The sequence below is a fragment of the Coleofasciculus chthonoplastes PCC 7420 genome (assembly GCF_000155555.1).
In the GTDB taxonomy this organism is placed as follows: Bacteria; Cyanobacteriota; Cyanobacteriia; order Cyanobacteriales; family Coleofasciculaceae; genus Coleofasciculus; species Coleofasciculus chthonoplastes_A.
Map to the genome: position 1 here is coordinate 251,385 of NZ_DS989851.1, position 25,591 is coordinate 276,975.

Annotated in this window: 18 protein-coding genes and 2 pseudogenes; 6 read left to right on the top strand and 14 right to left on the bottom strand. The window is 41.8% G+C overall.

The window, feature by feature from the left end; translation table 11 throughout:
• The first annotated feature begins 13 nt into the window (after nt 1–13).
• A complete protein-coding gene (locus MC7420_RS16975) occupies nt 14–3,733 on the top strand; it encodes a class I SAM-dependent methyltransferase (RefSeq protein ID WP_006101617.1) in 3,720 nt (1,239 codons plus the stop codon).
• Nucleotides 3,730–5,421: an O-linked N-acetylglucosamine transferase, SPINDLY family protein gene (locus MC7420_RS16980; protein WP_006101641.1), complete on the top strand. Its 1,692-nt coding sequence runs from the start codon at nt 3,730–3,732 to the stop codon at nt 5,419–5,421. Before MC7420_RS16975 ends, MC7420_RS16980 begins: the two co-directional genes overlap by 4 nt.
• A 127-nt stretch (nt 5,422–5,548) precedes the next feature.
• On the opposite strand, the gene MC7420_RS16985 is transcribed toward MC7420_RS16980, so the two are convergent.
• The 6 genes and pseudogenes from MC7420_RS16985 to MC7420_RS17010 form a co-directional block, all read right to left on the bottom strand.
• A complete protein-coding gene (locus tag MC7420_RS16985; RefSeq protein WP_006101615.1) occupies nt 5,549–6,409 on the bottom strand; it encodes a hypothetical protein in 861 nt (286 codons plus the stop codon).
• A 5-nt stretch (nt 6,410–6,414) separates the two neighbouring features.
• On the bottom strand, nt 6,415–6,813 hold the full coding sequence (locus MC7420_RS16990; RefSeq protein WP_006101677.1) for a hypothetical protein: 399 nt from the start codon (nt 6,811–6,813) through the stop codon (nt 6,415–6,417).
• 272 nt (nt 6,814–7,085) lie between these two features.
• Complete coding sequence (locus tag MC7420_RS16995; RefSeq protein ID WP_006101640.1) at nt 7,086–9,323, bottom strand: O-linked N-acetylglucosamine transferase, SPINDLY family protein; 2,238 nt, start codon at nt 9,321–9,323, stop codon at nt 7,086–7,088.
• 132 nt (nt 9,324–9,455) lie between these two features.
• The gene (locus tag MC7420_RS17000; protein WP_006101657.1) at nt 9,456–10,010 is read right to left on the bottom strand and encodes a type IV pilin-like G/H family protein; all 555 of its coding nucleotides are present in this window, start codon (nt 10,008–10,010) and stop codon (nt 9,456–9,458) included.
• Nucleotides 10,011–10,133: 123 nt separating this feature from the next.
• Nucleotides 10,134–11,462 (bottom strand): class I SAM-dependent methyltransferase, encoded by a 1,329-nt coding sequence (locus MC7420_RS17005; protein ID WP_006101790.1) that lies wholly within the window; start codon nt 11,460–11,462, stop codon nt 10,134–10,136.
• A gap of 183 nt (nt 11,463–11,645) precedes the next feature.
• Nucleotides 11,646–11,972 (bottom strand): annotated as a pseudogene (locus tag MC7420_RS17010) (HNH endonuclease); the annotation flags it as partial.
• A gap of 400 nt (nt 11,973–12,372) precedes the next feature.
• Between MC7420_RS17010 and MC7420_RS17015 the strand changes: the two are divergent.
• Nucleotides 12,373–12,675 (top strand): glycosyltransferase, encoded by a 303-nt coding sequence (locus MC7420_RS17015; protein ID WP_006101789.1) that lies wholly within the window; start codon nt 12,373–12,375, stop codon nt 12,673–12,675.
• Nucleotides 12,676–12,715: 40 nt separating this feature from the next.
• Entirely contained in the window at nt 12,716–15,781 is a 3,066-nt protein-coding gene (locus MC7420_RS17020) for an O-linked N-acetylglucosamine transferase, SPINDLY family protein (RefSeq protein ID WP_044207721.1), read from the top strand.
• 609 nt (nt 15,782–16,390) lie between these two features.
• Here MC7420_RS17020 and MC7420_RS17025 read toward each other — a convergent pair.
• Together MC7420_RS17025 and MC7420_RS42605 are read right to left on the bottom strand one after the other, a co-directional pair.
• On the bottom strand, nt 16,391–17,314 hold the full coding sequence (locus tag MC7420_RS17025) for an Rpn family recombination-promoting nuclease/putative transposase (protein ID WP_006101712.1): 924 nt from the start codon (nt 17,312–17,314) through the stop codon (nt 16,391–16,393).
• A gap of 409 nt (nt 17,315–17,723) precedes the next feature.
• A complete protein-coding gene (locus MC7420_RS42605; RefSeq protein WP_044207724.1) occupies nt 17,724–17,906 on the bottom strand; it encodes a hypothetical protein in 183 nt (60 codons plus the stop codon).
• Between the two features lie 164 nt (nt 17,907–18,070).
• Between MC7420_RS42605 and MC7420_RS17035 the strand changes: the two genes are divergently transcribed.
• Both MC7420_RS17035 and MC7420_RS17040 read left to right on the top strand, forming a co-directional pair.
• On the top strand, nt 18,071–18,289 hold the full coding sequence (locus MC7420_RS17035) for a hypothetical protein (RefSeq protein ID WP_006101745.1): 219 nt from the start codon (nt 18,071–18,073) through the stop codon (nt 18,287–18,289).
• A complete protein-coding gene (locus MC7420_RS17040; RefSeq protein ID WP_006101751.1) occupies nt 18,276–18,710 on the top strand; it encodes a PIN domain-containing protein in 435 nt (144 codons plus the stop codon). The genes MC7420_RS17035 and MC7420_RS17040 overlap by 14 nt, the downstream gene beginning before the upstream one ends.
• 982 nt (nt 18,711–19,692) lie before the next feature.
• On the opposite strand, the gene MC7420_RS43370 is transcribed toward MC7420_RS17040, so the two are convergent.
• From MC7420_RS43370 to MC7420_RS17065, 6 genes and pseudogenes are all read right to left on the bottom strand, one after another.
• A complete protein-coding gene (locus MC7420_RS43370; RefSeq protein ID WP_269546295.1) occupies nt 19,693–19,827 on the bottom strand; it encodes a hypothetical protein in 135 nt (44 codons plus the stop codon).
• Between the two features lie 411 nt (nt 19,828–20,238).
• Nucleotides 20,239–21,186 (bottom strand): Rpn family recombination-promoting nuclease/putative transposase, encoded by a 948-nt coding sequence (locus tag MC7420_RS17045; RefSeq protein WP_006101693.1) that lies wholly within the window; start codon nt 21,184–21,186, stop codon nt 20,239–20,241.
• 732 nt (nt 21,187–21,918) lie between these two features.
• Nucleotides 21,919–22,791 (bottom strand): Rpn family recombination-promoting nuclease/putative transposase, encoded by an 873-nt coding sequence (locus MC7420_RS17050; protein WP_006101614.1) that lies wholly within the window; start codon nt 22,789–22,791, stop codon nt 21,919–21,921.
• 781 nt (nt 22,792–23,572) lie between these two features.
• Complete coding sequence (locus MC7420_RS41555) at nt 23,573–23,725, bottom strand: hypothetical protein (protein WP_006101845.1); 153 nt, start codon at nt 23,723–23,725, stop codon at nt 23,573–23,575.
• Between the two features lie 171 nt (nt 23,726–23,896).
• Nucleotides 23,897–24,817 (bottom strand): Rpn family recombination-promoting nuclease/putative transposase, encoded by a 921-nt coding sequence (locus tag MC7420_RS17060; protein ID WP_006101673.1) that lies wholly within the window; start codon nt 24,815–24,817, stop codon nt 23,897–23,899.
• A 308-nt stretch (nt 24,818–25,125) separates the two neighbouring features.
• Nucleotides 25,126–25,591, bottom strand: a pseudogene (locus MC7420_RS17065) (Uma2 family endonuclease); the annotation flags it as partial.

A 25,591-nucleotide genomic window follows, 5' to 3' on the forward strand; every position in this document is an offset into this window, starting at 1 on the left:
TAAATGTCACCCCATGGATAAAAGAACTTCAAAATCTGATCTTGACTGTCTTATTCCTCCAGAAATTAAAAATGATAATTTTTATGTGGCGATTCAACAAATTGTTCGCGAAGAAGACATTAAAACAATTTTAGAGATAGGCTCATCTTCAGGTGAAGGAAGCACTGAAGCTTTTGTTCAAGGAATTCGCGATAATCCCAACCAACCCAATCTGTTTTGCTTGGAGGTTTCAAAACCTCGCTTTGCCGCACTTAAAAATAGGTATGCTAATAATGCTTTTGTCAAGTGTTATAATCTTTCATCTATTTCTCTAGAGCAGTTTCCAGATGAAAAGGATATTGTTGATTTTTACAATACTAAAAAAACAGCTCTAAACAATTATCCCATTGAACGGGTGTTAGGTTGGTTACAACAGGATGTTGAATATATAAGAACAGCTAGAATTCAAGAAAAGGGAATTAACAAAATAAAGCAAGAAAATAATATTGACATTTTTGATATTGTTTTAATTGATGGATCAGAGTTCACTGGCAATATAGAACTTAATGAGATTTATGGAGCAAAATATATCTTCCTAGATGATATTAATTCCTATAAAAATCATAAGAGTTTTCATCGGCTAATTGAGGATTATAACTATACTTTTATAGGTGGCAGCTTTCAAATACGGAATGGCTATGCCATTTTCAAAAAAACGACTGTACATCCAATAAGTTACACAACTATTCAGTCAACCGTTGAAGCAATTGAAGGCTTCATGATACCTGGGCAAGAAGCCTATCTTTTTAATAAAGTAAAATCCTTACCAGACGATGCAGTTATAGTAGAAATCGGTTCCTATAAAGGTCGATCAACGGTTGCTATGGCTATGGCTTGCATAGGAACAAAGCGGAAAATCTATTGTATTGATACCTGGGATGGCAACGATAGTGACTTTTCCGATAGAAAATTTTTTGAAATTTGGCAACAAAACATCAAAAAAAATGGTGTTGATCAGTATGTAGTTCCAGTTCAGGGTTTTTCTCATCAAATTTTAAAACGTTGGCACGAACTAACCAATACGAGGGAAGTTGATTTTATTTTTATTGATGGTTCTCACCAATATTTAGATCTTTTACAAGATTTCCAATTGTCGTTTCCTCTTGTCAGAAATGGAGGATGGATAGCATTTTATGACGTTATACATACATGGCCCGGTTCAGAAAAGGTTTGGCACAAAATTGCGAAATATTACCTTGTTTCTCATGAATATTCATCGAGTCTTGCTTGTGGAAAAAAAGATAATAGTTTAGTTATTGCTTCATTTCAATTGCCCATTCATTTCTTCACAATTGTCCTCAACGGTGAACCATTTATCCGTTATCACATTGAAGTCTTCAAACAATTGCCTTTCCCATGGCATTGGCATATTGTTGAGGGTGTAGCGGACTTGAAACATGATACGGCTTGGAGTTCTGCGCTAGGTGGACATATCAGTGATGAAATTCATCGGAATGGATACAGTAAGGATGGCACGACAGACTATCTAGATGAACTGGCACGGGAATATCCTGATAACGTTACAGTGTATCGGAAACCAGAAGGTATTTTCTGGGATGGCAAGCTGGAAATGGTGAATGCGCCACTAGCAAATATTCATGAGGAATGTTTACTTTGGCAGATAGATGTCGATGAATTGTGGACAGTTGAGCAACTTTGTACTGGACGACATCTATTCATCAGCAATCCTGAGAAAACAGCCGGGTTTTACTGGTGCTGGTATTTTGTCGGCGAAAATCTGGTTATTAGTACTCGTAACTGTTATGCTCAGAATCCTCAACAAGATTGGTTGCGTACTTGGATATTTAAACCGGGAATGATGTGGGCAGCCCATGAACCTCCGGTATTGATAGAACCTCTACCAGATAACCAATGGCGCAATGTAGCAGAAATTAATCCGTTTTTACACGAAGAAACTGAAGAACAAGGATTAGTTTTTCAGCATTTTGCCTATACCACTTCTGCTCAATTGCAATTTAAGGAACAATACTACGGTTATAAGAATGCTGTTTCCCGATGGACAGCATTGCAGGAGCAGGCTAAGTTTCCAGTCTTATTGCGTCAGTATTTTCCCTGGGTTCAAGATGGAACCATGGTTGATACGGCTGAGTCGTGTGGTATTACACCGATTGCTCGGAAAAAACAAGATGGCAAGGCGTGGAAGTTTGAACAGGTAGAGCAATTACAACAACTTGTAAAAATTAAACCAGTAATTGTAATAGATGGTGTATTTTTTCAGATTTACAAAACTGGAATAGCTCGGGTTTGGAAATCCTTACTCAATGAATGGGCAGGAAGTGATTTTGCAAAGCATATTACTGTTCTTGATCGAGCTAGAACCGCCCCCGAAATTCCTGGTATTCGTTATCGTCTTATACCCCCTTATGACTACCAAAGTACAGATGCCGATCGCGAAATGCTCCAGCAAGTCTGTGATCAGGAAGGCGCTGATTTATTTATTTCTACTTACTATACGACACCCCTGTCAACGCCATCTGTGTTCATGGCGTATGACATGATTCCAGAAGTGCTGGGATGGGATATGAATAATCCCATGTGGCAAGAAAAGCATCGTGCGATTCAACAGGCGTCTGCTTACCTGGCTATTTCAGAAAATACGGCGCGTGATTTGATAAGGTTTTTCCCTGAGATATCTTCAGAATTGGTAATAGTGGCTGCTTGTGGAGTTCAAAGCAGCTTTTATCCAGCGAATTTGGAGGAGGTGAATAGTTTTCGCACGAAATATGGCATCTCAAAGCCTTATTTTATTCTCGTAGGTACTGGAGGCGGTTATAAGAATACAATTCTATTTTTCCAAGCTTTTGCTCAACTGTATAGTAAACAGGGTTTTGATATTGTCTGCACGGGTAGCGGTTCCCTGCTTTCTCCAGAGTTCAGAGCCTATTCGTCTGGGAGTGTTGTCCATACACTGCAACTTAGTGATCAGGAATTGAGAGCCGCTTATTCTGGTGCAGTTTCATTAGTTTATCCATCGAAGTATGAAGGGTTTGGATTGCCAATTTTGGAAGCAATGGCTTGTGGTTGTCCAGTGATAACTTGTGCTAATGCATCTATTCCTGAAGTGGCTGGGGAAGCGGCATTATATGTGAATGACACTGATAGTAATGAACTAACGAATGCGCTTTGTGATGTGCAAAAACCCGATGTTCGCAACTCGCTAATTGCGGCGGGTTTGGCACAAGCCAAAACGTTCTCATGGTCAAAAATGGCGGAAATCGTTAGTACAGCTTTGGTTGATGCTACCCTCTTGCCTTTAAATTTGAGAGATATTAATTTAATTATCTTCCCAGATTGGTCTCAATCTGAAGAGTCACTAGGGATAGAATTAGAACGAGTGATTAGAGCGATCGCGATTCACCCGGATAGAAGTTATATTACGTTGCTGATAGACACCAGTAATATTTCTGAGGAGGAGGCTAATCTCTTTTTGTCCGGTGTCGCCATGAATCTGCTCATGCAGGAAGATTTGGATGTTACCGAGGGAGCAGAACTATCTCTCGTGGGACATTTTGGTGAAATGCAGTGGAAATCTCTCTTGCCTCATCTCCACGCTCGTATTATCTTAGAGAATGAAAATCAAGAGGCGATCGCACAAGCCAACGTGGAAGCCTTGCAAACTTATCAACTAAACCGATTCAGTGATGGAGAAGTTGGCAGTTTTTTTTTAAGTTGAGCCATAAATTCTTTCAGGAAGGAAGATGGCAAGAGGCAATTGAGCAATATCAACGGATTTTAACCAGCCAAACAGGAACTCCAGAGATTTTTTGGCGCTTAAGCCAGTGTTATAGACATCTCAAGCTCTTAGAACAAGTGTTTAGCACACTCCAAGAAGGAATTAGAGTGTGTCCAACAGATGGTCGCCTTCATTTTACATTAATTATTGAATTACAGCGAAATGGACGCACCCAAGAAGCAATCGCCTGTGCGAATCAGGCATCGCAGATCTTACCGAATGATTATACTTTTAAAATTCTCAAACATTTAATTGTACCGACAATCTATGATTCTCCAGAAGACATAAGCGTTTATCGTCAACGGTATAAAATTGGACTGCAACGGTTAATTCACGAAACCTCTCTAGAATCTGAGGCTGAAAAAAAGGATGCTTTGGCAGGTATCGGTAGACTGACCAACTTTTATCTTTCCTATCAGGCTGAAAATGACGTTGATTTGCAACGCCAGTACGGCAACTTAGTGCATCAAATTATGGCAGCTAACTATCCAGGTTGGGTTGAGCCTAGAGTAATGCCTCCACTTCAGCAAAATAACAAGATTCGGATTGGCTATGTTTCGGCTTATCTGCACTGCTATAGTGGAACCCTTTGGTTAACAGGGTGGCTGCGTCATCACGATAAACAAAATTTTGAAATCTACTGTTATTACACGGGTAATACTCCCGACTTGATTACCCGGCAGTTTCAAGACTATAGTGATGTGTTGCACCACATTCCTCATAATTTAGAAGCAACCTGCAAACAGATTATTGCTGACCAACTACACATCCTGGTATTTCCGGAAATTGGTATGGATGCGCTAACCCTGCAAATAGCGGCTTTGCGACTTGCACCAGTACAATGTACGGCTTGGGGACATCCGGTTACATCGGGTTTACCAACGGTTGATTACTTTTTATCCAGTGAGTTAATGGAACCGGAAAATGCTCAAAACCATTACTCGGAAACGCTGATTCGTTTGCCGAATATTGGGGTTTCTTATCCTAAGCCTTATATTCCGCCACGAACAAAAACTAGAGCGGATTATCAGTTACCGGAGGATGCGGTACTTTATTTGTGTTGCCAAGCACCTTTCAAGTATTTGCCGCAATATGATTATATTTTCCCTGAAATTGCTCGTCGGGTTCCACAAGCACGGTTTCTGTTTCTGCGTGGTGAGTTGCTTCAGCCGCGTCTTGAGCGTGCTTTTAGCGCTGTTGGTCTTAAGCATAAAGATTATTGTCTGTTCCTGACTATTCCAGAACGGTTAGACTATCTGATGATTAACTTGCTTTCTGATGTGTACTTGGATACGCTTGACTGGTCTGGTGGGAATACTAGCTTAGAAGCAGTTGCCTGTCATCTCCCTATTGTTACCTGTCCAGGGGAATTTATGCGGGGTCGTCACTCGGATAGTTTCCTCAAGATGATTGGTGTGACAGATACGATTGTTGAAGATGAAGCGGATTATATTGAGATTGCGGTTAAGTTGGGACTAGATTTAGCTTGGCGACGGGAGATTGAAGAACAAATGAAAGCGCGACACGATAACCTCTTTGAGGACAAAGCCTGTGTTGCGGGTTTAGAAGCATTTTATCAGCAGGTTGTTCAGGAGCGGCTTACGCTGCAACGAGAAATGGCTCACTAAAAGATGATTTCAATTTATCGTACAAATATAATATATTGATCCTGGCGCGTAATCATCACGTACTATATCAGGTAGTGTGAAATGTGGGTTTGATCTCAGGTATCAATTGTGGATTTACTCCTGCTGTTTAGTCAGAACTATCGGCAAGTACCTGGTTTTCGGAGGGATGCTTGTGATGAGGTTGCTCAATAGGTGGACATAAGTAGTCAAAGGAATTATCGGTGTGTTCTAGCCGCATCTGGCGAGGTGCATTTAAGGCAATAACCGCGTCTCCAATTTTTTCACACCGCTTGCAGGAGATGGCTGTTGCACCTTGTTTTAGGATTTCTCTTAAATTATCCGCAATCTTAATAAATCCCCGGGTTTCATTATTTTTGGGCAGTTGGGATGCCTGTTCAATATAGGATTCAACGTCTTGACGATAGCGATCTAACAAAAATTCGTCAATTTTACATTGACTTCGACAGGTTTCCACATCACCAAACTCATCGGTAAACTGCTTCAACCCTTCTGCCGGGTTGTTTAATTCTACCTTGAGTGGGATAATGGCACGGGCGCAAGCTGTGGCATCCTGTCCGATGTTCGTATATTTTTTCCTTAGCAGGAGTTCAAAGCGTTTAATATAGAGTCCTAATACTTGTAGGGCTTTTTCTTTATCTTGAGAACGACTCAAGTCGAGTTGGTGCGTACTGAATAGTTGGGGAACGAGCTGGAGGATAGCTTTAAGTTGGCTGGTCTTAAATCGATTACTCCAAAACGTTATCGCGTCGCCAATTGTTTGAATCGTTTCTAAGCGCAGAACAAAGTAGAATGAGATAATATTCATCAAATAGCTGCGTTTCATCTCCATTTGTATGTAGTTGGAGATGTAGAGGGGACGTTCGGCAAGGTTGGAGTTTAAATACTGCCGATAAGCTTGAGTCCCCAAGAGCAGAGAACGAACAACGGAGGTATCGAGAAAATGTTGCGGACTATCCTGGACTTGCATATTATTTAGTTCTCATCCTTGTCTAGCTCAATACCCGAGTTAAATTCTATCCCAAAGGGCAGGGTGTCAAAGCCAAAATCTTCCAGACGTAAAATGGCTTGTTCGACTTCTTCATTACTCAGTTGGGAATCAACTAAAGTCGTGAGGAGATCGCAAACTTCTTTATACTGATTAGCCTGATAGTTAATCCAGCGATTCTCAAAGGCGATCGCGTCGTAAAAAGCCATCAGGACTTCGGTCAACGGTTCAAAGGGAAACTGATCGCGAATAGTCCTCAAGGTTCGCAACAGACTATCTGCGTAGATAGCTGCTATGGGTGTACCACAGTAAGGTTGGATTTTTTGCAAGTCTAGCTGAATAGAGAGAGTAAGTTGTCTGGGAGAAAGAAGCTGTACGTCTGGCATGGTTATTTCTGTAAATGATTATTAAATTATATATTTAGCCTCGATATTCACGTTGAATGAAGATAATTTTTTTGATTCAATCACTAGATTGTCTCCACGGTTAATTTTTCCAGGCTTCATCTAGGGTAAATTGGCGAGGATTTTTAAGAATAAAGATGTTACCTTCCTTGATTAAGTCCCCTATACAGGATACAGGTAAGCGTTCTTTGATAGATGTTTTCCAAGTCGAGGAATGTGGATATTGACGGTGGTAGCATTCATGACTCATCAATCTATTTACTCCCTTCCACATAATTTGCCCACATTTGCTGGTAAGCCTTTTCCATTTCGCGGGTAAACTGCTTGGCGTTCCATAATGGTGCTGTTTGCTTAGACTGTCGCAGTTTCCAGGCAATTTGTTGGCGCATCGCTTCATCTTTGCCTAAGCGAACACCCCACTCGACGTATTCTTCATCCGTCCAGGCAATCCCTTCTGTAATACCCGCATTCATCATCATGGTGTAACTGTTGCGGGCAGAAAATTGCTGTCCCACTCGCGTTACTAGAGGAATCCCCATCCAGAGTGTTTCTAAAGTAGTTGTAGCGCCATTGTAAGGATAGGTATCTAACACGACATCAGCAATACCCAGATTAGCTCGGTGAGTTGCTTCTAAAGCCACTTCTGGTAAAAATCGCAGGCGCTGGCAATCAACTCCCTCTTCTTCAGCAATCTGGATAAAGAATTTTTTGACTGACTCTTGATTGGCTATCCCCTTAATCAAAAAATAGCTATTCGGCACTTGTTTGAGAATCTGCATTTGCAGACGTGCCGTGTCTGGATGCCGTTTATGACCCATCTGAGCGCTGAGATAAATCACTGCATCGTTGGGAATATCCAGATGGTCTCGGCGTAATGTTGGTACACCGACTTCAAAACCATCTACAGCAATGTAGGTGTTAGGCAAGTGCCAGATTGTTTCACGATAGTAATCTGGTGCAGAATCGGGTAAAACGTAGGGATCAGCCATAAAGTAATCAATCGCGGGTAGTCCGGAAGCATCCCAACCCAACCAAGTGACTTGAATAGGAGCAGGCTTGAGTGCCATGACTTCGCAAGTAATGTCTAGGGTAATGCTATCAAGATCAATTAAAATATCGATGTTATCCTGATAAATTTTCTCTGCTATTTCCAGAGAATTCATTTCAAATTTATGCGCTTTATCTGCGTGTTCAACAAACCAGTCTCGTAGAGGATCTTTAAGGCGAGATTGATAGTTGATAAAATAAGCACTGACTTCAAACTGATTGCGGTCATGATACTCAAATACCCATCGAGCTAACCAACCAACAGAATGTCTACCCAGGCAATGAGACAAGTATCCAATTTTCAAGGGTTGAACAGCAGTACCGCTACTACCTGGGTGTGAGGTGCGCTGATGGTATCGTTCCAGGCGATCCTTTTCATAACATTCAATACCTGCTTGACAAAGCTGAACCACCTGATTTTGAATCCAACGGTTAGTTTTTGCATCATCTCTAATGTAAGGCAAAAAAAAGGTCGAGTTCACCAGACGGGAGGTAGAGGTTCGGTCAGTTAAAGCAGGTTGAGCCTCAATCAAAGACAGTAATAATGATTCGTAATGATTTAATAAAGACAGAACTTCCTGCCAATGACCGCCTGTACCCATCAACCCTCGTAGCAACAGACAGCATGCAAACACTTTTTCGGGTAGTGTTTTTGCCAAAGAACAACACAATTTAGCGATATCTATACCCTTATCATCCTGACGGTTGTGGATATAAAAAGTGGATAAATGACTTAATATTTCTATATTTTCCGCATCTAAATGTAAACATATTTTGGCTAGCTGTATCGCTCTTTGGTACTGTCCTATCCCATAAGCAATTTTGGTTGCCGCCAGCATCAATACATAAATAAAAGTCTGAGGTTTATCAGTGTAGAGCAAGCAAGCTTCAGCGAATTCAGGCAACCACGGATCAAGAGGAGCGGAATCTAGAACATTTTGCAACACTTGCAGCAATAGATCAGGATTAACATGAACTCCTTGTTTTAACTGGAGTATCTCGATAACCCCAAGTGAATGCAAATCCTCTCCTGTAAATTGTTTCAGCTTGATAGAAAGTTGAATAATTTGCAGCAGATTAGGAATATCACTTGGGCGAATTTCCCGGATGTGTTGGCGGAGTGTCCAAGCCATTGGATAATCCTCCAATGTTTCCTGTCGCTCCGCTTCGAGTTGCAACACTTCAATAAGTTCATTTGCCCACTCGTCTAACTGCTCCGCTTCACCCTCTAGCATTGCCAGCATCCAAGTTGTCTGAGCTTCTGCTTCTTGTCCTTGTAGAAGTAAAGTTAACCCTAAATACCAGTAATACTGTTTAACACTGGGTTTAGCTGAAATTGCTTGTTGATAAAGCTCTGCGGCTTTTCCATAATCGCTCTGAATCAGGTATTGGTATGCTTCTTGCTGCAAATTTACAGACTCTGAAGAAACCTTTTTATCAATCATGATTCTGATCCAAATTGCATAAAAATTAAATAGTAAAGACAGCAGTAGGGAGACTTAATGAACCTACTGCTGTAAAATGCTGCAACTGAATTAGTAAAAAGCTTGATGTATTCAGGGCTTCTTGACTAAGAATCAATTGCTCAAATTTTCATAGCTGTTATTACATGCTGGAGCAGTTGTTGTATTAGGCGTCAATTTAACACCATCTTTAGTTCCCGTCTGTGGCTTTGGAGATTGACACAATATAGCTAATGTAGTGGTTTCCTGTGTACCCGAAATTTGTCCAACCTGCACACCTCCTACAAACGCTCTTAGAGTATTGGTTTTATCCGGCAATGCGCCTCCTACAATTTCTACTTGTTTACCTAGGTTGGCATCTGCCGTCTCAACCGTATACTTATAGTTTGCTGTCTGCGTGGCAATGCCAAGACCAAGGTTTCCCCAGTCACTTGTGAATTTGCTTTTCTCTAGATAAAAAGCTTGCTCAGCACGGTTTGCAGAACCAACATATTGCTTCGCTTCCGACTCCTTAGCTTTGTTCGCCTGGTTCAAGAAGGACGGCAGAGCAATAGCAGATAGAATACCAATAATAATGATCACGACGAGCAGTTCAATCAGCGTGAAACCCTGATCCTGCTTTTTCTGGCTGAGATGCTGTAAGAACTTGGCTTTGAGTTCAGGTTTCATGAATGGTTTCTCCTTGAGATGGGGGATGCTTGACTTTTGTCTCCTGAATGTAACTTACCCACTTCCGACTGCTTTCCTATCACCTGACGCCAAAAAATTTTTTTCTTCTGGGTTACCAGTCACTCAGGATGCACGCTCTACCAGCACATATCCATTTTCCTCCAGTCCAGTCAGTGCCTGTTTGACAGTCTCCAACGCCTCCTCTTGGCTGGTAGACTCCAGCGTAACCGGATGCACTGGGCGCAATTTCTGCCATCGCGCCACCAGAGATGGCATCGACTTAGGTGACTCCAACAGAGGTAATAGGCAAGCAGCAATAGTACTGTCTACCAATCTTGACTCTCCCGTCACAGGTAGATGCTTGCTGATTTCAAACGGGTTGAGTTGAGTGACACATCTGCTCATTTCCTCTTTCACGGCTGGCGTTCTAAGCTGAGGATGTAAATGTACTCGCGCTTCCTGCCAATCATCATTCGTCCACTCGGCAATCGGTATAAAGGGTTGAGCGCGATGGGGATGCCCGCACCAGAAATCTAGCAGTCGGTGAATAGGATGTAATAGTTCAAATAAGCGCAGTCGCTGTTCCTCGGAAATATCGGGTAAACTCATTGCCAAAAATACAGGCAAATTTTCCGGCTCTTTGAACAGCTTCATTAAGTCCCATTGCCGCCAGTTGACCATACTGATAAATTCTAATTCGGCTGCTCTCAACGCCGCAAATAAATCAGAAATCGTATAGCCTTTATCTCCTTGGAACAGATAGTTCATTAAAACAGTTCCTTTTCCCTCTTCTCCTTCATACTTAGAATTCCAAGTGTTAGCTTTTAGGTTCACCCCATCCTTCAAAGCCTTCATTATTTCTAAGACAATTTCAATTTCCATATCCTCTGGATTACCATCCATCAATCCCATCATTTGGAATGCTTCCTGAGCGCGAAAATAGTTAACGCGCTGATGTTTGCTGTGGAGATTGCTGCGAATAATTCCCCATGGCTTCAACACCGACTTCATGGACTGGAGGGCAATGGCTGGGTCGGGAAACAGGTAAAGCAATTCATCACAGTTAATGTAGTCAAACTCTAACCCTAGCTGAGGTAGCTCATAAATAGAGAGTTGATAAAATTCTACCTGCTCAAAACCATGATGCTTTAAACGCTGACTAGCTAATGCCAGCGATTTTTCGGATATATCAATTCCGACAATTTTTGCCCCAGGGTTTGCTTCGGCTAAAATTAAAGATCTATATCCCGCACCACAGCCAGCATCTAAAATTGTTATCTGCTCAGTATCTATTACCTTTTGATTTCTTAAATAATAAGGTGTGACAAAATTATGAATATAGAGTTCGCTAACATTATCTTTCGGGGAGCGGTCTATTGGAATTCCTGGATAGGGACCAAAATCAAATTGCTGGCGAATTTTTTCGATTAAACTCCGTTCTTGTTCATCCATTGGTAAGGTCTCCTGAGCAAAGTAATTAAATTATCTTAAAATAAACTGGGTTTGAGTTAAACTTATTTTACCTGACTCCACCTTGAGCAGAAGGATACTGACTTAAGGCTGGTGGGCAGTTCTCTACTCAACCTAACCCAAACGCAATTGCCTTCGGCACTAGCTCTCGCTAATCGCACTTGTTTAAGCGGATTGGCAAGGATCAGTGTTCGGAGGGTGTAACCCGACTCTTTTCCATAATTCTCGCGCACTTCGGATCGATTCCTCTTCTGGATAGCGGGTATCATTCAGATCAAGCCGATCGCACGTTGCTCGACCAATAGGGGTTGTTCCCAGGATTTCTTTCCCATCCGCACTCCAGATAAAATGGTCTGACCATTGTTGCTGACGCGGATTAAAAAGAGGAACAATCGTTTCAGTGATGTGATCGTATCCAGCTACGAAATTATAGCGACGCTCGTTGCAACGGCGACAAGCAAAAGCCAGATTATTCAAGTGATCGGAACCGTTAATAGCACGGGTTAACTTCACAATGGAAAAATGTGTCCGCCTGTAGGGGCGCACGCCCCATCATTGGTGTCAACTTAAAATGAAAACCAATGCTGGCAAGAGTTTAAGCTGTGTCTATTTACTCCCCGACATTTCCCCCTCATCCCCTATGAACCCCAATCTAAAAAAAAACCTACCCTTGTGAGGGTTGGGAGAGGATCTGGGGGTAAGGGGTTGAGCTTAAGTTGACATGGATGGTGGGCAGTGTCCACCCTACACCGACTACTGTGTCAGTCCAGTATGCATTTCAAGCGTCCAGTCCCATTAGGGTTATAGCATTATTTGTGTGCAATCGAATTCAGCTATTATAGTATAGGAATTTATAGGAATTGTTTGGGCTAATAGGGAGAACAGCAGTAAAATGAGCATAAATTCAGAATCATTACTCAAGCTGTCCCTTGGTATGATTGTCAAAAATGAAAGGGAGAATTTGCCCCGCTGTTTATCAAGCGTTCAACCTTATGTTGATGAAATTGTCATTGTTGATACAGGTTCTCAGAATGGCACACCTGAACTAGCACTTGAATATGGCGCAAAAGTTTTCTACTTCGAGTGGTGTGACAATTTGGCATTGACAGCCTTTAACTTGACTCTTGCCTTTAATAAAAATCATGTGAAAGCTCAGAATAAAATTGATAAAATTAATCCAAACCTAAAAGGATAACTAGATCTTTTAGATTGACTGAAATAGCGAATAAATAAAAATGGAATACCAAAAATTCATGCAGCGACTCCCTGAATTATACAAAAACTTGGGACAGGAGTCAGTTCATCCTAAGTCTGAGCAATTTCAATCTGTTCTCAATCAGGTTGAAGGAAAGACGACCGCTAATATAATGCAGTTGCTCAACTTTGCTGTAGAGTGCATGGAACCCGATGAAGTTTACTGTGAGATTGGCTGTTCTCATGGAGCGAATTTGCTCGGCTCACTGCTTAATCATCCCGATCAAATCGCCTATGCTGTCGATGATTTTTCTAGTTTAGATGATTCCGAAGAAAAGTTAGAGATATTAAGCAATAATTTATCCTTATTTAACCTGGACGAACAAGTCTTATTTTGTGACCAAAACTTTGAAGAGTTTTTCTTTGACTTAAAAGAGAGTCAATCCGACGCTAAAATTGGGGTGTATTTCTATTCAGGCAACCCGGATTATAGGTCTCAGTTGCTCGGACTGCTTTTAGTCAAACCCTTTCTAGCAAACCCAGCTTTGATTATTGTCAATAATACTAACTGGAGTAGTGTGCAGCAAGCCAATTGGGATTTTATAGCAACTCATCCTGACTGCCAACTCTTGTTAAATTTACCAACCCCCACAGAGAATCACTTCACCTTTGGCAATGGCATTCAAATTTTAAGTTATGATATGACGCAGGAAAGTCATTACAATTGGTCTGAATATTCTCAAAAATTTCGCAACCCACCCTTGATTCAAGCCATTTCTGATTTACACAATGATTTTGAGTTTACTCAGAAACCGCAAGCTGTAAATACTCTCTACAAAGAAGCGTTATACTTGCATCATATCGGCGACTTTTTTCCCGCCGAGAAAAAATATAAAGAAGTTTTGCAATGGCATACCTATCATGCGGATGTCTTGCACGACTTAGGCATTGTTTATTACAACTTACAGCAATACCAGAATTGCCTATCCCACCTGCTCCAATCTTTGGCAATAGATCCCGCTAGCGGACTGCATCACTATAGCTTGGGTTTAGTGCTAGAGAAAATTGGTAATATTCCCCAAGCCATTGAAGCTTATCAAAAATCAATTCAATTAAATCCAAAACTAATTAATGCCTATAACAATTTAGGTGTTATTTTGTGCCAAACGGATCAGTTTCAAGACGCAGAATATGTTTATCGTCAGGCAGTTACTGCAAACCCAAGTCATTTTGGTAGCTATATTAATTTAGGAAATCTACTACTCGAACAACATCGTAATATTGATGAAGCCATTGAACTTTATCAAAAGGCGCTCCAATTGAAACCTCGTGACCCCGATGTTATGCAAAACTTGGGGATTGCCTATGATTTGAAACATGATCCGGCTAAATCAGCTTTTTATTTTGGAAATTATGCCCATATTCGGCAAAACTATGAAGCCGCTATAGAACAATACGAGAAAGGTTTGAAAACTCAAATTGGCAAGTCCTCTATTTATATTAATTTAGCGGACTGCTATGAGAAATTAAATCAGGAAGAAAAAGCGATTAACACTTATCACGAAGGACTTAAGCACTACCCGAAAACACCGCGACTTTACTTTTGTTTGATCGTTGCTTTACAAAATTTTGGTCGTATCCATGAAGCCATAACCGTTGCGAGTCAAGCCGCCCAGTTATTGCCCAATGATTTAATCCTAAAAATTGAAGAACAACGTCTCCTGCCTATTATTTACGATACTCCAGAAGAAATTAATTTTTACCGCCGTCGGTTTATCCAATCTTTAGAGGTTTTAATTGAGCAAACCACTTTAGATTCTCCTGAGGCAATCGAAAAAGCCAAAGTTGGTATAGGCGCTCGAACCAATTTTTACTTACAGTATCAAGGAAAAGATGATTTAGAGCTGCAAAAGCGCTATGGAGAGTTTGTTCATCGAGTCATGGCAGCGAATTATCCTGAATGGGTAAAACCACTACCCATGCCATCTCGCAGCCAAAATGGAAAAATTCGGATTGGGTATATTTCTAACGCTATGTACTCTCACACCGTCAGTAAACTCTTACGCGGTTGGCCCCGCAATCATGACCAGAAAAAGTTTGAATTATATGGTTATACCAACTATGCGAAAATAGATGCAATGACCCAGCAATTTGCCGTATATAGTCATGCATTCTATCATATTCCCGGTGATTTAGAAGAACTTTGTCAACAAATTCTCTCTGATCAATTACACATCTTAGTTTTCCTGGATATTGGTATGCATCCCACTATCACCCAGATTGCGGGTTTGCGTCTGGCTCCTGTACAATGTACGACGTGGGGACATCCGATTACGTCCGGTCTGCCGACGATCGATTACTTTCTCTCCAGCAATTTGATGGAACCTGAAAATGGAGAAAATCATTATTCAGAAACCCTGATTCGTTTACCCAATATTGGAGTATCCTATTCTAAACCGGCTTTGCCTAAAACGCGGAAAAGGCGGTCAGATTTTAAGCTACGTTCACAAGCCGTAGTATATTTATCATGCCAGTCTACTTTTAAGTATTTACCCCAATACGACTATATTTTTGCTGCCATTGCTCAACGGGTTCCTCAAGCTCAGTTTGTCTTTATTTCTCATTCCAGTGACTCCATTACACAGCAATTTGCCCAACGGCTCAAAAAAGCGTTTGCTGGCTTTGGTTTAGATAGTGAAGACTATTGCGTCATGTTACCCAGACTGAATCAAAACGACTATCTCAGTCTAAATTTAGTCTCAGATGTTTTCCTGGATACATTAGGCTGGTCTGGCGGTAATACTACTCTAGAAGCGATCGCCTGCAATTTACCTGTTGTCACCTGTCCCGGTGAATTTATGCGAGGTCGCCATTCCTACGGCATTTTGCGAATGCTAGGAGTCACCGAAACCATTGCTAACGATGAAGCCGAGTATATAGATATTGCTGTCCGTTTAGGATTAGACCCTCAGTGGCGCAAAAGTATTGTGGCGCAAATCGTAGCTAATCACGATCGCCTCTATGACGATAAAACCTGTGTTGAAGCGCTGGAGGCGTTTTATGAACGTGTGGTTGAGGATTATCCCCGGAAACCAGACTTCATCTAAACGGTTTGATTCCATAACACTGATTTCACGGATTTATTGAAACGGTAGGGGTGGGGATGTTAGAGGTTAGCCCCACTGATTTCACAGATAGCAGATACAGGTGTGAGGACAGCGTTAATAGATGATTCGATTGAGACAGATATGAAACGGTTATCTGTGTCAATCTGTGTTATTTAATCGTGAGTCTCCAGCAGAATGTGATTAAATCGGTGTCACTTGTGTTATAACAAAAAATCTGGAGCAACACGAGTGCGATCGCATGGGCTTGCTGCATCCGTCAGGTGCATTCCTTGAATGTAGGGAATGTAGGTTAGAAACGATAACTTGGTGGGTTACAGCTCCTAGGAAATTAAATGATTTGTTCTCTCAATTGAATACCGCTTAACCCACCCTACGGTTTACGCTTGATGGGGTCTATAGGTAAGCACATTTTCCCACGATGAAAAGTATACCATAAACCAACAGGCGATCATTGTGTCTTGGGTGCGATCGCTCTTTTTGTGTCCTCGTTTGAAACCTTATGTGTCGAGTCTATAGGCAGGCATATTTCCCCACGATGAAAAGTATACCATGAATTAACTACGCGATCGCATTCACTAATGACAATTTCTACCTCAACCGTCGCACCTCTTCTAAACTCAAGCCAGTAATCTGACTAATCGTATCTTCATCGACAACCCCTAACATTTTCCTAGCCATTTCTAATTTAGATTCCTGAATCCCCTGTTCTCGCCCGACTTGAATCCCCTGTTCTCGCCCGACTTGAATCCCCTGTTCTCGCCCGACTTGAATCCCCTGTTCTCGCCCGACTTGAATCCCCTGTCTCAATGCTAATTTTATCGCATTCCGTTGGTCATGAATATACATTTCTCGCTGTTCTAAAGCTTCTAACTCTTCACGAGTCAGATTCGCTTGATTCGCTACTTCAAACGCCTTGCGAATTTCCGGGACTTGTGCCATTGCTTCCGGTATCGTTTCTAATCCTCTGGCACATTTGATAAAATAGATCCATTTATCCGCTAGAGTTTCTAATTCGTCTAGCTCTTTGGTAAATTTCGGTAATTCAACAAACACTAACTCCAAATCATTAATCGGGTAATCCGTCAAAATATTCTTTTCTTTGAGAACAAAATTAGAAATCACCTGAGGCAAATCCTCAAACATTTCAAAATCCGTCAGCGTCAAGGCTATCACTGGATTCAGAAGGGTATAATCGTCTCCGGGTTCCAACTGAATGGAATAGGCTTTAGCGGCGTTATACAATATCCGCTTCTCAAACCCTGATAAATTCAGGACTTGCATCTCAATAATCACCGTTGTCTCATCAGTGAGTTTGGCTTTTACATCCAGGAACGTATCTTTAATTCCCTGAATCTTCGGGGCGAGATAAGGATTAATAATTTCTAACTCGGTGATGCGGGGATGGCCGCCGTAGAGGAGGGAATTCAGGAAACTAATTAGGATTTCTGGGTTTTGTTCAGAACCAAATATTTTCTTAAAGGCAAAGTCAGTTTTAGGATTAATAAAAATCATAGTTATCCTCCCCCAATTAAAAGTAGACCTAAAAAACAGGCGATCGCATGGGCTTGCTACATCCGTCAGGTGCATTCCTTGAATGTAGGGAATGTAGGTTAGAAACAATAACTTGGTGGGTTACAGATCCTAGGTAATTAAATGATTTGTTCTCTCAATTGAATACCGCTTAACCCACCCTACGGTTTACGGTTGATGAGGTCTATCTTGCTGGCATATTTTCCCACGATGAAAAGTATACCATAAACCAATACGCGATTATTGTGTCTTGGGTGCGATCGCTCTTAACGTCTCTTTGTGTCAATCTGTGTCATTTAAGTATGAGTCCAAAGCAGAATGTGATTAAATCAGTGTCATCTGTGTGATCACAAAGAGTCTGGATCAATACCGAGCGCTGACAATCCTTCCTCTAAGCAATTAGAGATACCAATAGGAGATGCGGAAGCGCTAAAGCGCTCACTACAAACGGTGCGATCGCTCTTTCTGTGTCCTCGTCTGCCACCTTATCTATCGAGTCTATAGGCAGGCATACTTTCCCACGGTGAAAAGTATACCATGAATTAACTACGCGATCGCCGTCAATCTGTGTCATTTAACCGTGAGTCGTCTGGAGAGTGTGATTGAATCGGTGTCTTATGTGTTGTAACCAAGTTTCCAGAACAACCCCAAGCCCCCTGGGTATATTCAATAGTCTGTCCACTTTTACTTTGTGCTGTACCATTAAGGATAAGATATCCGTTAAATTAGCAGCCCAAAATGTCAACCCTTGAATTTACCGCCAAGGTACAGGATGGTAAGATAGAAGTCCCCGAAGCCTATCGGCAACTCCTGCAAAATATTGACTGTGTAAAGATTACCGTAATCTCAAACCGCCGAACCACTGAAGTAGGCATGATTGCACACCTAATCCATAACCCAATTCCACTTAAGACTTTTGTTCCTTTAACCCGAGAGGAGGCGCATGAGCGAGGCTAACGGCACGTATTTTATCGATACAAATATCTGGCTGTATGCGTTCTTCCAGACGGAATCCGGAACCAACAAGCAAAAAATTGCTCGTTCTCTCATTGAGAATAAAAACGTCGTTGTTAGCACTCAAGTTATTAATGAAGTTTGCGTCAATTTAATTAAGAAAGCGTTGATGAGCGAGACAGAAATTCAGCCGCTGATCCAAGATTTTTATACCCGGTATCAAGTTATCGAGTTTAATTGCCAGATTTTGATGAATGCCTCTCGGCTTCGCCAAAGTTACAATTTATCCTTCTGGGATAGTTTATTTGTTGCTTGTGCCTTAGAAGCCGGAGTAGAAACGCTTTACTCGGAAGATATGCAGAATGGACTGATTGTATCTGAACACCTGAGGATTGTCAATCCTTTTGAGCCGAGTGAAGGTTGATTATCAGATACACTAGGAATGCCTAAGAGAGAATCGTGCGATCGCTGAAAACATCAATCTGTGTCATTTATGTTATCACAAATAATCTGGATCAACGCCTAGCGATCGCATGAGCTTGCTGCATCCGTCAGGTGCATTTGATAATGTAGGTAATGTAAGGGCTCCTCGCTGCACTATTGTTAGGGTACATCCTTTAATGTAATCGAAAAAGCCCAAATCTTTTGTTCACTGGTTAGAAACGATAACTTGGTGGGTTACGGCTCCTAGATAATTAAATGATTTGTTCTCTTAATTGAATACCGCCTAACCCACCCTACGGCTTACGGTTGATTGGGGTCTATAGGTAGGCACATTTTCCCACGATGAAAAGTATACCATGAATCAACTACGCGATCGCATTCACTCATGACAATTCCTACCTCAACAGACCTAAAAAACAGGCGATCGCATGAGCTGGCTGCATCCGTCAGGTGTATTTAATAATGTCTCTAATGTAGGGGTTCCTCGTTGCACTATTGTTAGGGTACATCCTTTAATGTGATTGAAAAAGCCCGAATCTTTTGTTCACTGGTTAGAAACGATAACTTGGTGGGTTACAGCGGATAGGTAATTAAATGATTTGTTCTCTCAATGGAATACCGCCTAACCCACCCTACGGTTTACGGTTGATCAGGTCTATAGGCAGGCACATTTCCCCACGATAAAAAGTATACCATGAATAAACAGGCGATCTTCTGTAATACTCGAAGAGCGATCGCTGGAAACATCTTTCTGTGTTAATCTTAGGACTTACGCAAAGGATCTATATGTAGGGTGTGTTAGCGAAGCGCAACGCACCAAAACCCGTATATCTGGTGTGGCGGCGTAAGTCCTGAATCTGTTTTATTTAATCGTGAGTCAACAGCAGAATGTGATTAAATCAGTGTCATCTGTGTTATAACAAAGAATCTGGATCAACACGAGTGCGATCGCAATCTTTCCTCTAACCGATTAGAAATGCCCAGCTAGGATGTGTGGAAGCGCTAAAGCGCTCACTACGAACGGTGGAAGCGCTAAAGCGCTCACTACGAACGGCGCGATCGCTCTTTCTGGCTCTTTCTGTGTCTCCGTCTGCCACCTTATGTATTGAGTCTATAGGCAGGCGCATTTTCCCATGGTGAAAAGTATACCATGAATTAATACGCGATCGCATTCACTCATGACAATTCCTACCTCAACCGTCGCACCGCTTCTAGATCATCATCGGTGACGCCATTTACCACAAGGGTGCACGTCTGGCTGTGCTACCCTACGCTGTTCGGCATTTAAACCTTAATGTCAATAACAAGGAAATTCTTGTAGTGTGAGCATCTTGCTCGCTACTAATACCTAGCATAAGCGAAGGAAGCGCTCACTAAGAACGGTGCGATCGCTCTTTCTGTGTCCTTGTCTGAAGCCTTATGTGTTTAGTCTATAGGCAGGCACATTCCCCCAAGATGAAAAGTATACCATGAATCAACACGCGATCGCATTCACTTAATGACAGTTTCTACCTCAACCGTCGCACCTCCTCTAGACTCAAGCCAGTGATCTGACTAATCGTATCTTCATCGACAACCCCTAACATTTTCCTAGCCATTTCTACTTTAGATTCCTGAATTCCCTGTTCTCGTCCTTCCTGAATTCCCTGTTCTCGTCCTTCTTGAATTCCCTGTTCTCGTCCTTCTTGAATTCCCTGTTCTCGTCCCACTTGAATTCCCTTTTCCATTCCCTGTTCAGCTCCCTGTCTCAATGCTAATTTTATTGCATTCCGTTGGTCATGAATATACATTTCCCTCTGTTCTAGCGCTTCTAACTCTTCACGAGTCATATTCGCTTGATTCGCCACTTCAAACGCTTTCCTTATTTCCGGTACTTGTGCCATGGTTTCCGGAATCGCTTCTAACCCTCTAGCACTTTTGATAAAGTATATCCATTTATCCGACAATGTTTCTAATTCGTCCAACTCTTTAATGAATTTGGGTAATTCCACAAAGACCAACTCCAAGTCATGCACCGGGTAATCCGTCAACAGGTTCTTTTCTTTGAGGACAAAGTTAGAAATCACTTGGGGCAAATCCTCGAACATTTCAAAGTCCGTCAGCGTCAAGGCGATCACCGGATTCAATAGAGTATAATCCTCTCCCGGTTGCAGTTGAATCGAATAAGCTTTAGCTGCGTTATACAATATCCGCTTCTCAAACCCCGATAAATTCAGGACTTGCATCTCAATAATTACGGTTTTGTTATCAGTTAATTTGGCTTTCACATCCAGGAAAGTATCTTTAACTCCCTGAATCTTCGGTGCCAGATAAGGATTAATAATTTCTAACTCGGTAATTGTGTGATGTCCACCGTATAGCAGAGCATTTAAGAAGCTAATTAGGATTTCTGGGTTTTGCTCAGAGCCAAATATTTTTTTAAAGGCAAAGTCGGTTTTTGGATTAATGAAAATCATACTGCATTGTCCCCCGATGAACACTATACCCCAAAAACATGCGACCAGGACGTGTACAAGCGAAGGAAGCGCTCACTACGAACGACGCGATCGCTCTTTCTGTGTCCTTGTCTGCCACCTTATGTATCGAGTCTATAGGCAGGCACATTTTCCCATAATGAAAAGTATACCATGAATTAACTACGCGATCGCATTTACTAATGGCAATTCCTACCTCAACAGACCTAAAAAACAGGCGATCGCATGAGCTTGCTGCATCCGTCAGGTGCATTTGATAATGTAGGTAATGTAAGGGCTCCTCGCTGCACTATTGTTAGGGTACATCCTTTAATGTAATCGAAAAAGCCCGAATCTTTTGTTCACTGGTTAGAAACGATAACTTGGTGGGTTACAGCGGATAGGTAATTAAATGATTTGTTCTCTTAATTGAATACCGCTTAACCCACCCTACGGTTTACGGTTGATCAGGTCTATAGGCAGGCATATTTTCCCACTGTGAAAAGTATACCATGAATAAACAGGCGATCTTCTGTAATACTCGAAGAGCGATCGCTGGAAACATCTTTCTGTGTTAATCTTAGGACTTACGCAAAGGATCTATATGTAGGGTGTGTTAGCGAAGCGCAACGCACCAAAACCCGTATATCTAGTGTGGATGCGTAAGTCCTGAATCTGTTTTATTTAAGTATGAGTCCACAGCAGAATGTGATTAAATCAGTGTCATCTGTGTTATCACAAAGAATCTGGATCAATACCAAGCGATCGCAGCCTCTCCTCTAACAATTTTGCCCGTTGTCGCTCCTGTTGAACCAGTTGTTCAGCTTCTCTTGTGCGTTGTTTCTCCTGTTCTCGTCCGAGCTGAATCCCCTGTTCTCGTCCGAGCTGAATACCCTGTCTCAAGGCTAATTTTATTGCATTCCGTTGGTCATGAATATACATTTCCCTCTGTTCTAGCGCTTCTAACTCTTCACGAGTCATATTCGCTTGATTTGCCACCTCAAACGCTTTGCGAATTTCGGGAACTTGTGCCATGGTTTCCGGTATCGTTTCTAACCCTCTAGCACATTTGATAAAGTAAATCCATTTATCGGCTAAGGTTTCTAATTCGTCTAACTCTTTGGTAAATTTAGGCAATTCGACAAAGACTAACTCTAAGTCATTAATCGGGTAATCTGTTAACACCTTTTTTTCTTTGAGAACAAAATTAGAAATCACCTGAGGCAAATCCTCAAACATTTCAAAGTCCGTCAGTGTTAAGGCTATCACCGGATTCAATAGAGTATAATCCTCCCCCGGTTCCAATTGAATCGAATAAGCTTTAGCTGCGTTATACAATATCCGCTTCTCAAACCCCGATAAATTTAGGACTTGCATCTCAATAATCACCGTTGTCTCATCGGTTAGTTTGGCTTTTACATCCAGGAACGTATCTTTAATTCCCTGAATTTTTGGGGCGAGATAAGGGTTAATAATTTCTAACTCGGTGATTCGAGGATGTCCACCGTAGAGGAGGGAATTCAGGAAACTAATCAGAATTTCTGGGTTTTGCTCAGAACCAAATATTTTTTTAAAGGCAAAATCCGTTTTGGGATTAATAAAAATCATCCTTGTTTTCCCCCAATGAACAGGATACCCCAAAAGTCCGCGAACGCAGTCCCTTGTGCCAAGCGACAAAGGAGTGCGATTGCCTTTGGCACAAGCGAAGCTTATCGCTCTTTTCGTAACCCCCTCTGAAACCTTATGTATCGAGTTTATAGGCAGGCACATTCTCCCATGGTGAAAAGTATACCATAAACCAACAAACGATCATTGTGTCTTGGGTGCGATCGCTTGAAACGTCTTTCTGTGTCAATCTGTGTCATTTAAGTATGAGTCCACAGCAGAATGTGATTCAATCGGTGTCACTTGTGTTATCACAAATAATCTGGATCAATACCGAGCGATCGCATGGGCTTGCTGCATCTGTCAGGTGCATTTGAGAATGTCGGGAATGTCGGGAATGTAGGGGCTCCTCGCTGCACTATTGTTAGGGTACATCCTTTAATCTGATAGAAATTGCCCGAATCGTTTGTTCACGGGTTAGAAACTATAACTTGGTGGGTTACAGCGGATAGGTAATTAAATGATTTGTTCTCTCAATTGAATACCGCTTAACCCACCCTACGGTTTAAGCTGTTCAGCATTTAAACCTTAATATCAATAACGGCGAAAGCCTTGTAGTGCGTTAAGCGAAGCCATGCCGCAGGCTTTGCATCTTGCTCGCTACTAATACCCAATTTAAATGCATGACAGATTACGGTTGATGAGGTCTATAGGCAGGCACATTTTTCCATGTTAAAAAGTCTACCATGAAAAACACGCGATCGCATTCACTTAATAACAATTTCTACCTCAACCGTCGCACCTCCTCTAGACTCAAGCCAGTGATCTGACTAATCGTATCTTCATCGACAACCCCTAACATTTTCCTAGCCATTTCTACTTTCGATTCCTGAATTCCCTGTTCTCGCCCAAGCTGAATTCTTTGTTCTCGTGCCATCTTAATTCCTTGTTCAAAGCCCTATAAATTTAGGACTTGCATCTCAATAATCACCGTTGTCTCATCAGTGTGTCTTGGGTGCGATCGCTCTTAACGTCTCTTTGTGTCAATCCGTGTTATTTAAGTATGAGTCCACAGCAGAATGTGATTAAATCAGTGTCATCTGTGTGATCACAAAGAATCTGGATCAATGCCAAGCGATCGCAGCCTCTCCTCTAACAATTTTGCCCGTTGTCGCTCCTGTTGAGCCAATTGTTCAGCTTCTCTTGTGCGTTGTTTCTCCTGTTCTCTTCCTTCCTGAATGCCCTGTTCTCTTCCTTCCTGAATGCCCTGTTCTCTTCCCACTTGAATACCCTGTTCTCGTCCGAGCTGAATACCCTGTCTCAAGGCTAATTTTATTGCATTCCGTTGGTCATGAATATAGATTTCCCTCTGTTCTAGCGCTTCTAACTCTTCACGAGTCATATTCGCTTGATTTGCCACTTCAAACGCTTTGCGAATTTCGGGAACTTGTGCCATGGTTTCCGGTATCGTTTCTAACCCTCTAGCACATTTGATAAAGTATATCCATTTATCGGCTAAGGTTTCTAATTCGTCTAACTCTTTGGTAAATTTAGGTAATTCGACAAAGACTAACTCCAAATCATTAATTGGGTAATCTGTTAACACCTTTTTTTCTTTGAGGACAAAATTAGAAATCACCTGAGGCAAATCCTCAAACATTTCAAAGTCCGTCAGTGTTAAGGCTATCACCGGATTCAATAGAGTATAATCGTCTCCGGGTTCCAATTGAATCGAATAAGCTTTAGCTGCGTTATACAATATCCGCTTCTCAAACCCCGATAAATTCAGGACTTGCATCTCAATAATTACCGTTGTCTCATCGGTTAGTTTGGCTTTTACATCCAGGAACGTATCTTTAATTCCCTGAATTTTTGGGGCGAGATAAGGGTTAATAATTTCTAACTCGGTGATTCGAGGATGTCCACCGTAGAGGAGGGAATTCAGGAAACTAATCAGAATTTCTGGGTTTTGCTCAGAACCAAATATTTTTTTAAAGGCAAAATCCGTTTTGGGATTAATAAAAATCATTGTTATCTTCCCCCAATGAACAGGATACCCCAAAAGTCCGCGATCGCCGTCCCTTGTGCCAAGCGACAAAGGAGTGCGATTGCCTTTGGCACAAGCGAAGCTTATCGCTCTTTTCGTAACCCCCTCTGAAACCTTATGTATCGAGTTTATAGGCAGGCACATTCTCCCATGGTGAAAAGTATACCATAAACCAACAGGCGATCATTGTGTCTTGGGTGCGATCGCTCTTAACGTCTCTTTGTGTCAATCTGTGTCATTTAAGTATGAGTCCAAAGCAGAATGTGATTAAATCAGTGTCATCTGTGTTATCACAAAGAGTCTGGATCAATACCGAGCGATCGCAATCTCTCTTCTAACAATTTTGCCCGTTGTCGCTCCTGTTGAGCCAATTGTTCAGCCTCTGTTGCCCGTTGTCGCTCCCTTTGAGCCAATTGTTCAGCCTCTGTTGCCCGTTGTCGCTCCCTTTGAGCCAGTTGTCGCTGATGAACAATCTGTTCTTCTGGTATTAATATCCTTTGTCCTTGTTCATCATACCAATACAACCACTCTCGATTTATTCCCTGATAGGTTCCCCTGTCTGTACCTATCCCTAATCCGATTTCCGATAACCACACTGGATTACCAAACTGTAACTGATACTCCCCATTCACTAATTTATACACTTCCAATGGAGCTTTACGACGTCGCCGGGGATTGTACACCACATAATAGAGTACTCCCATTTCTCCATAGAGTTTTTTCTTTCGGCTATATTCGCCTCTACGCTTATGGGAT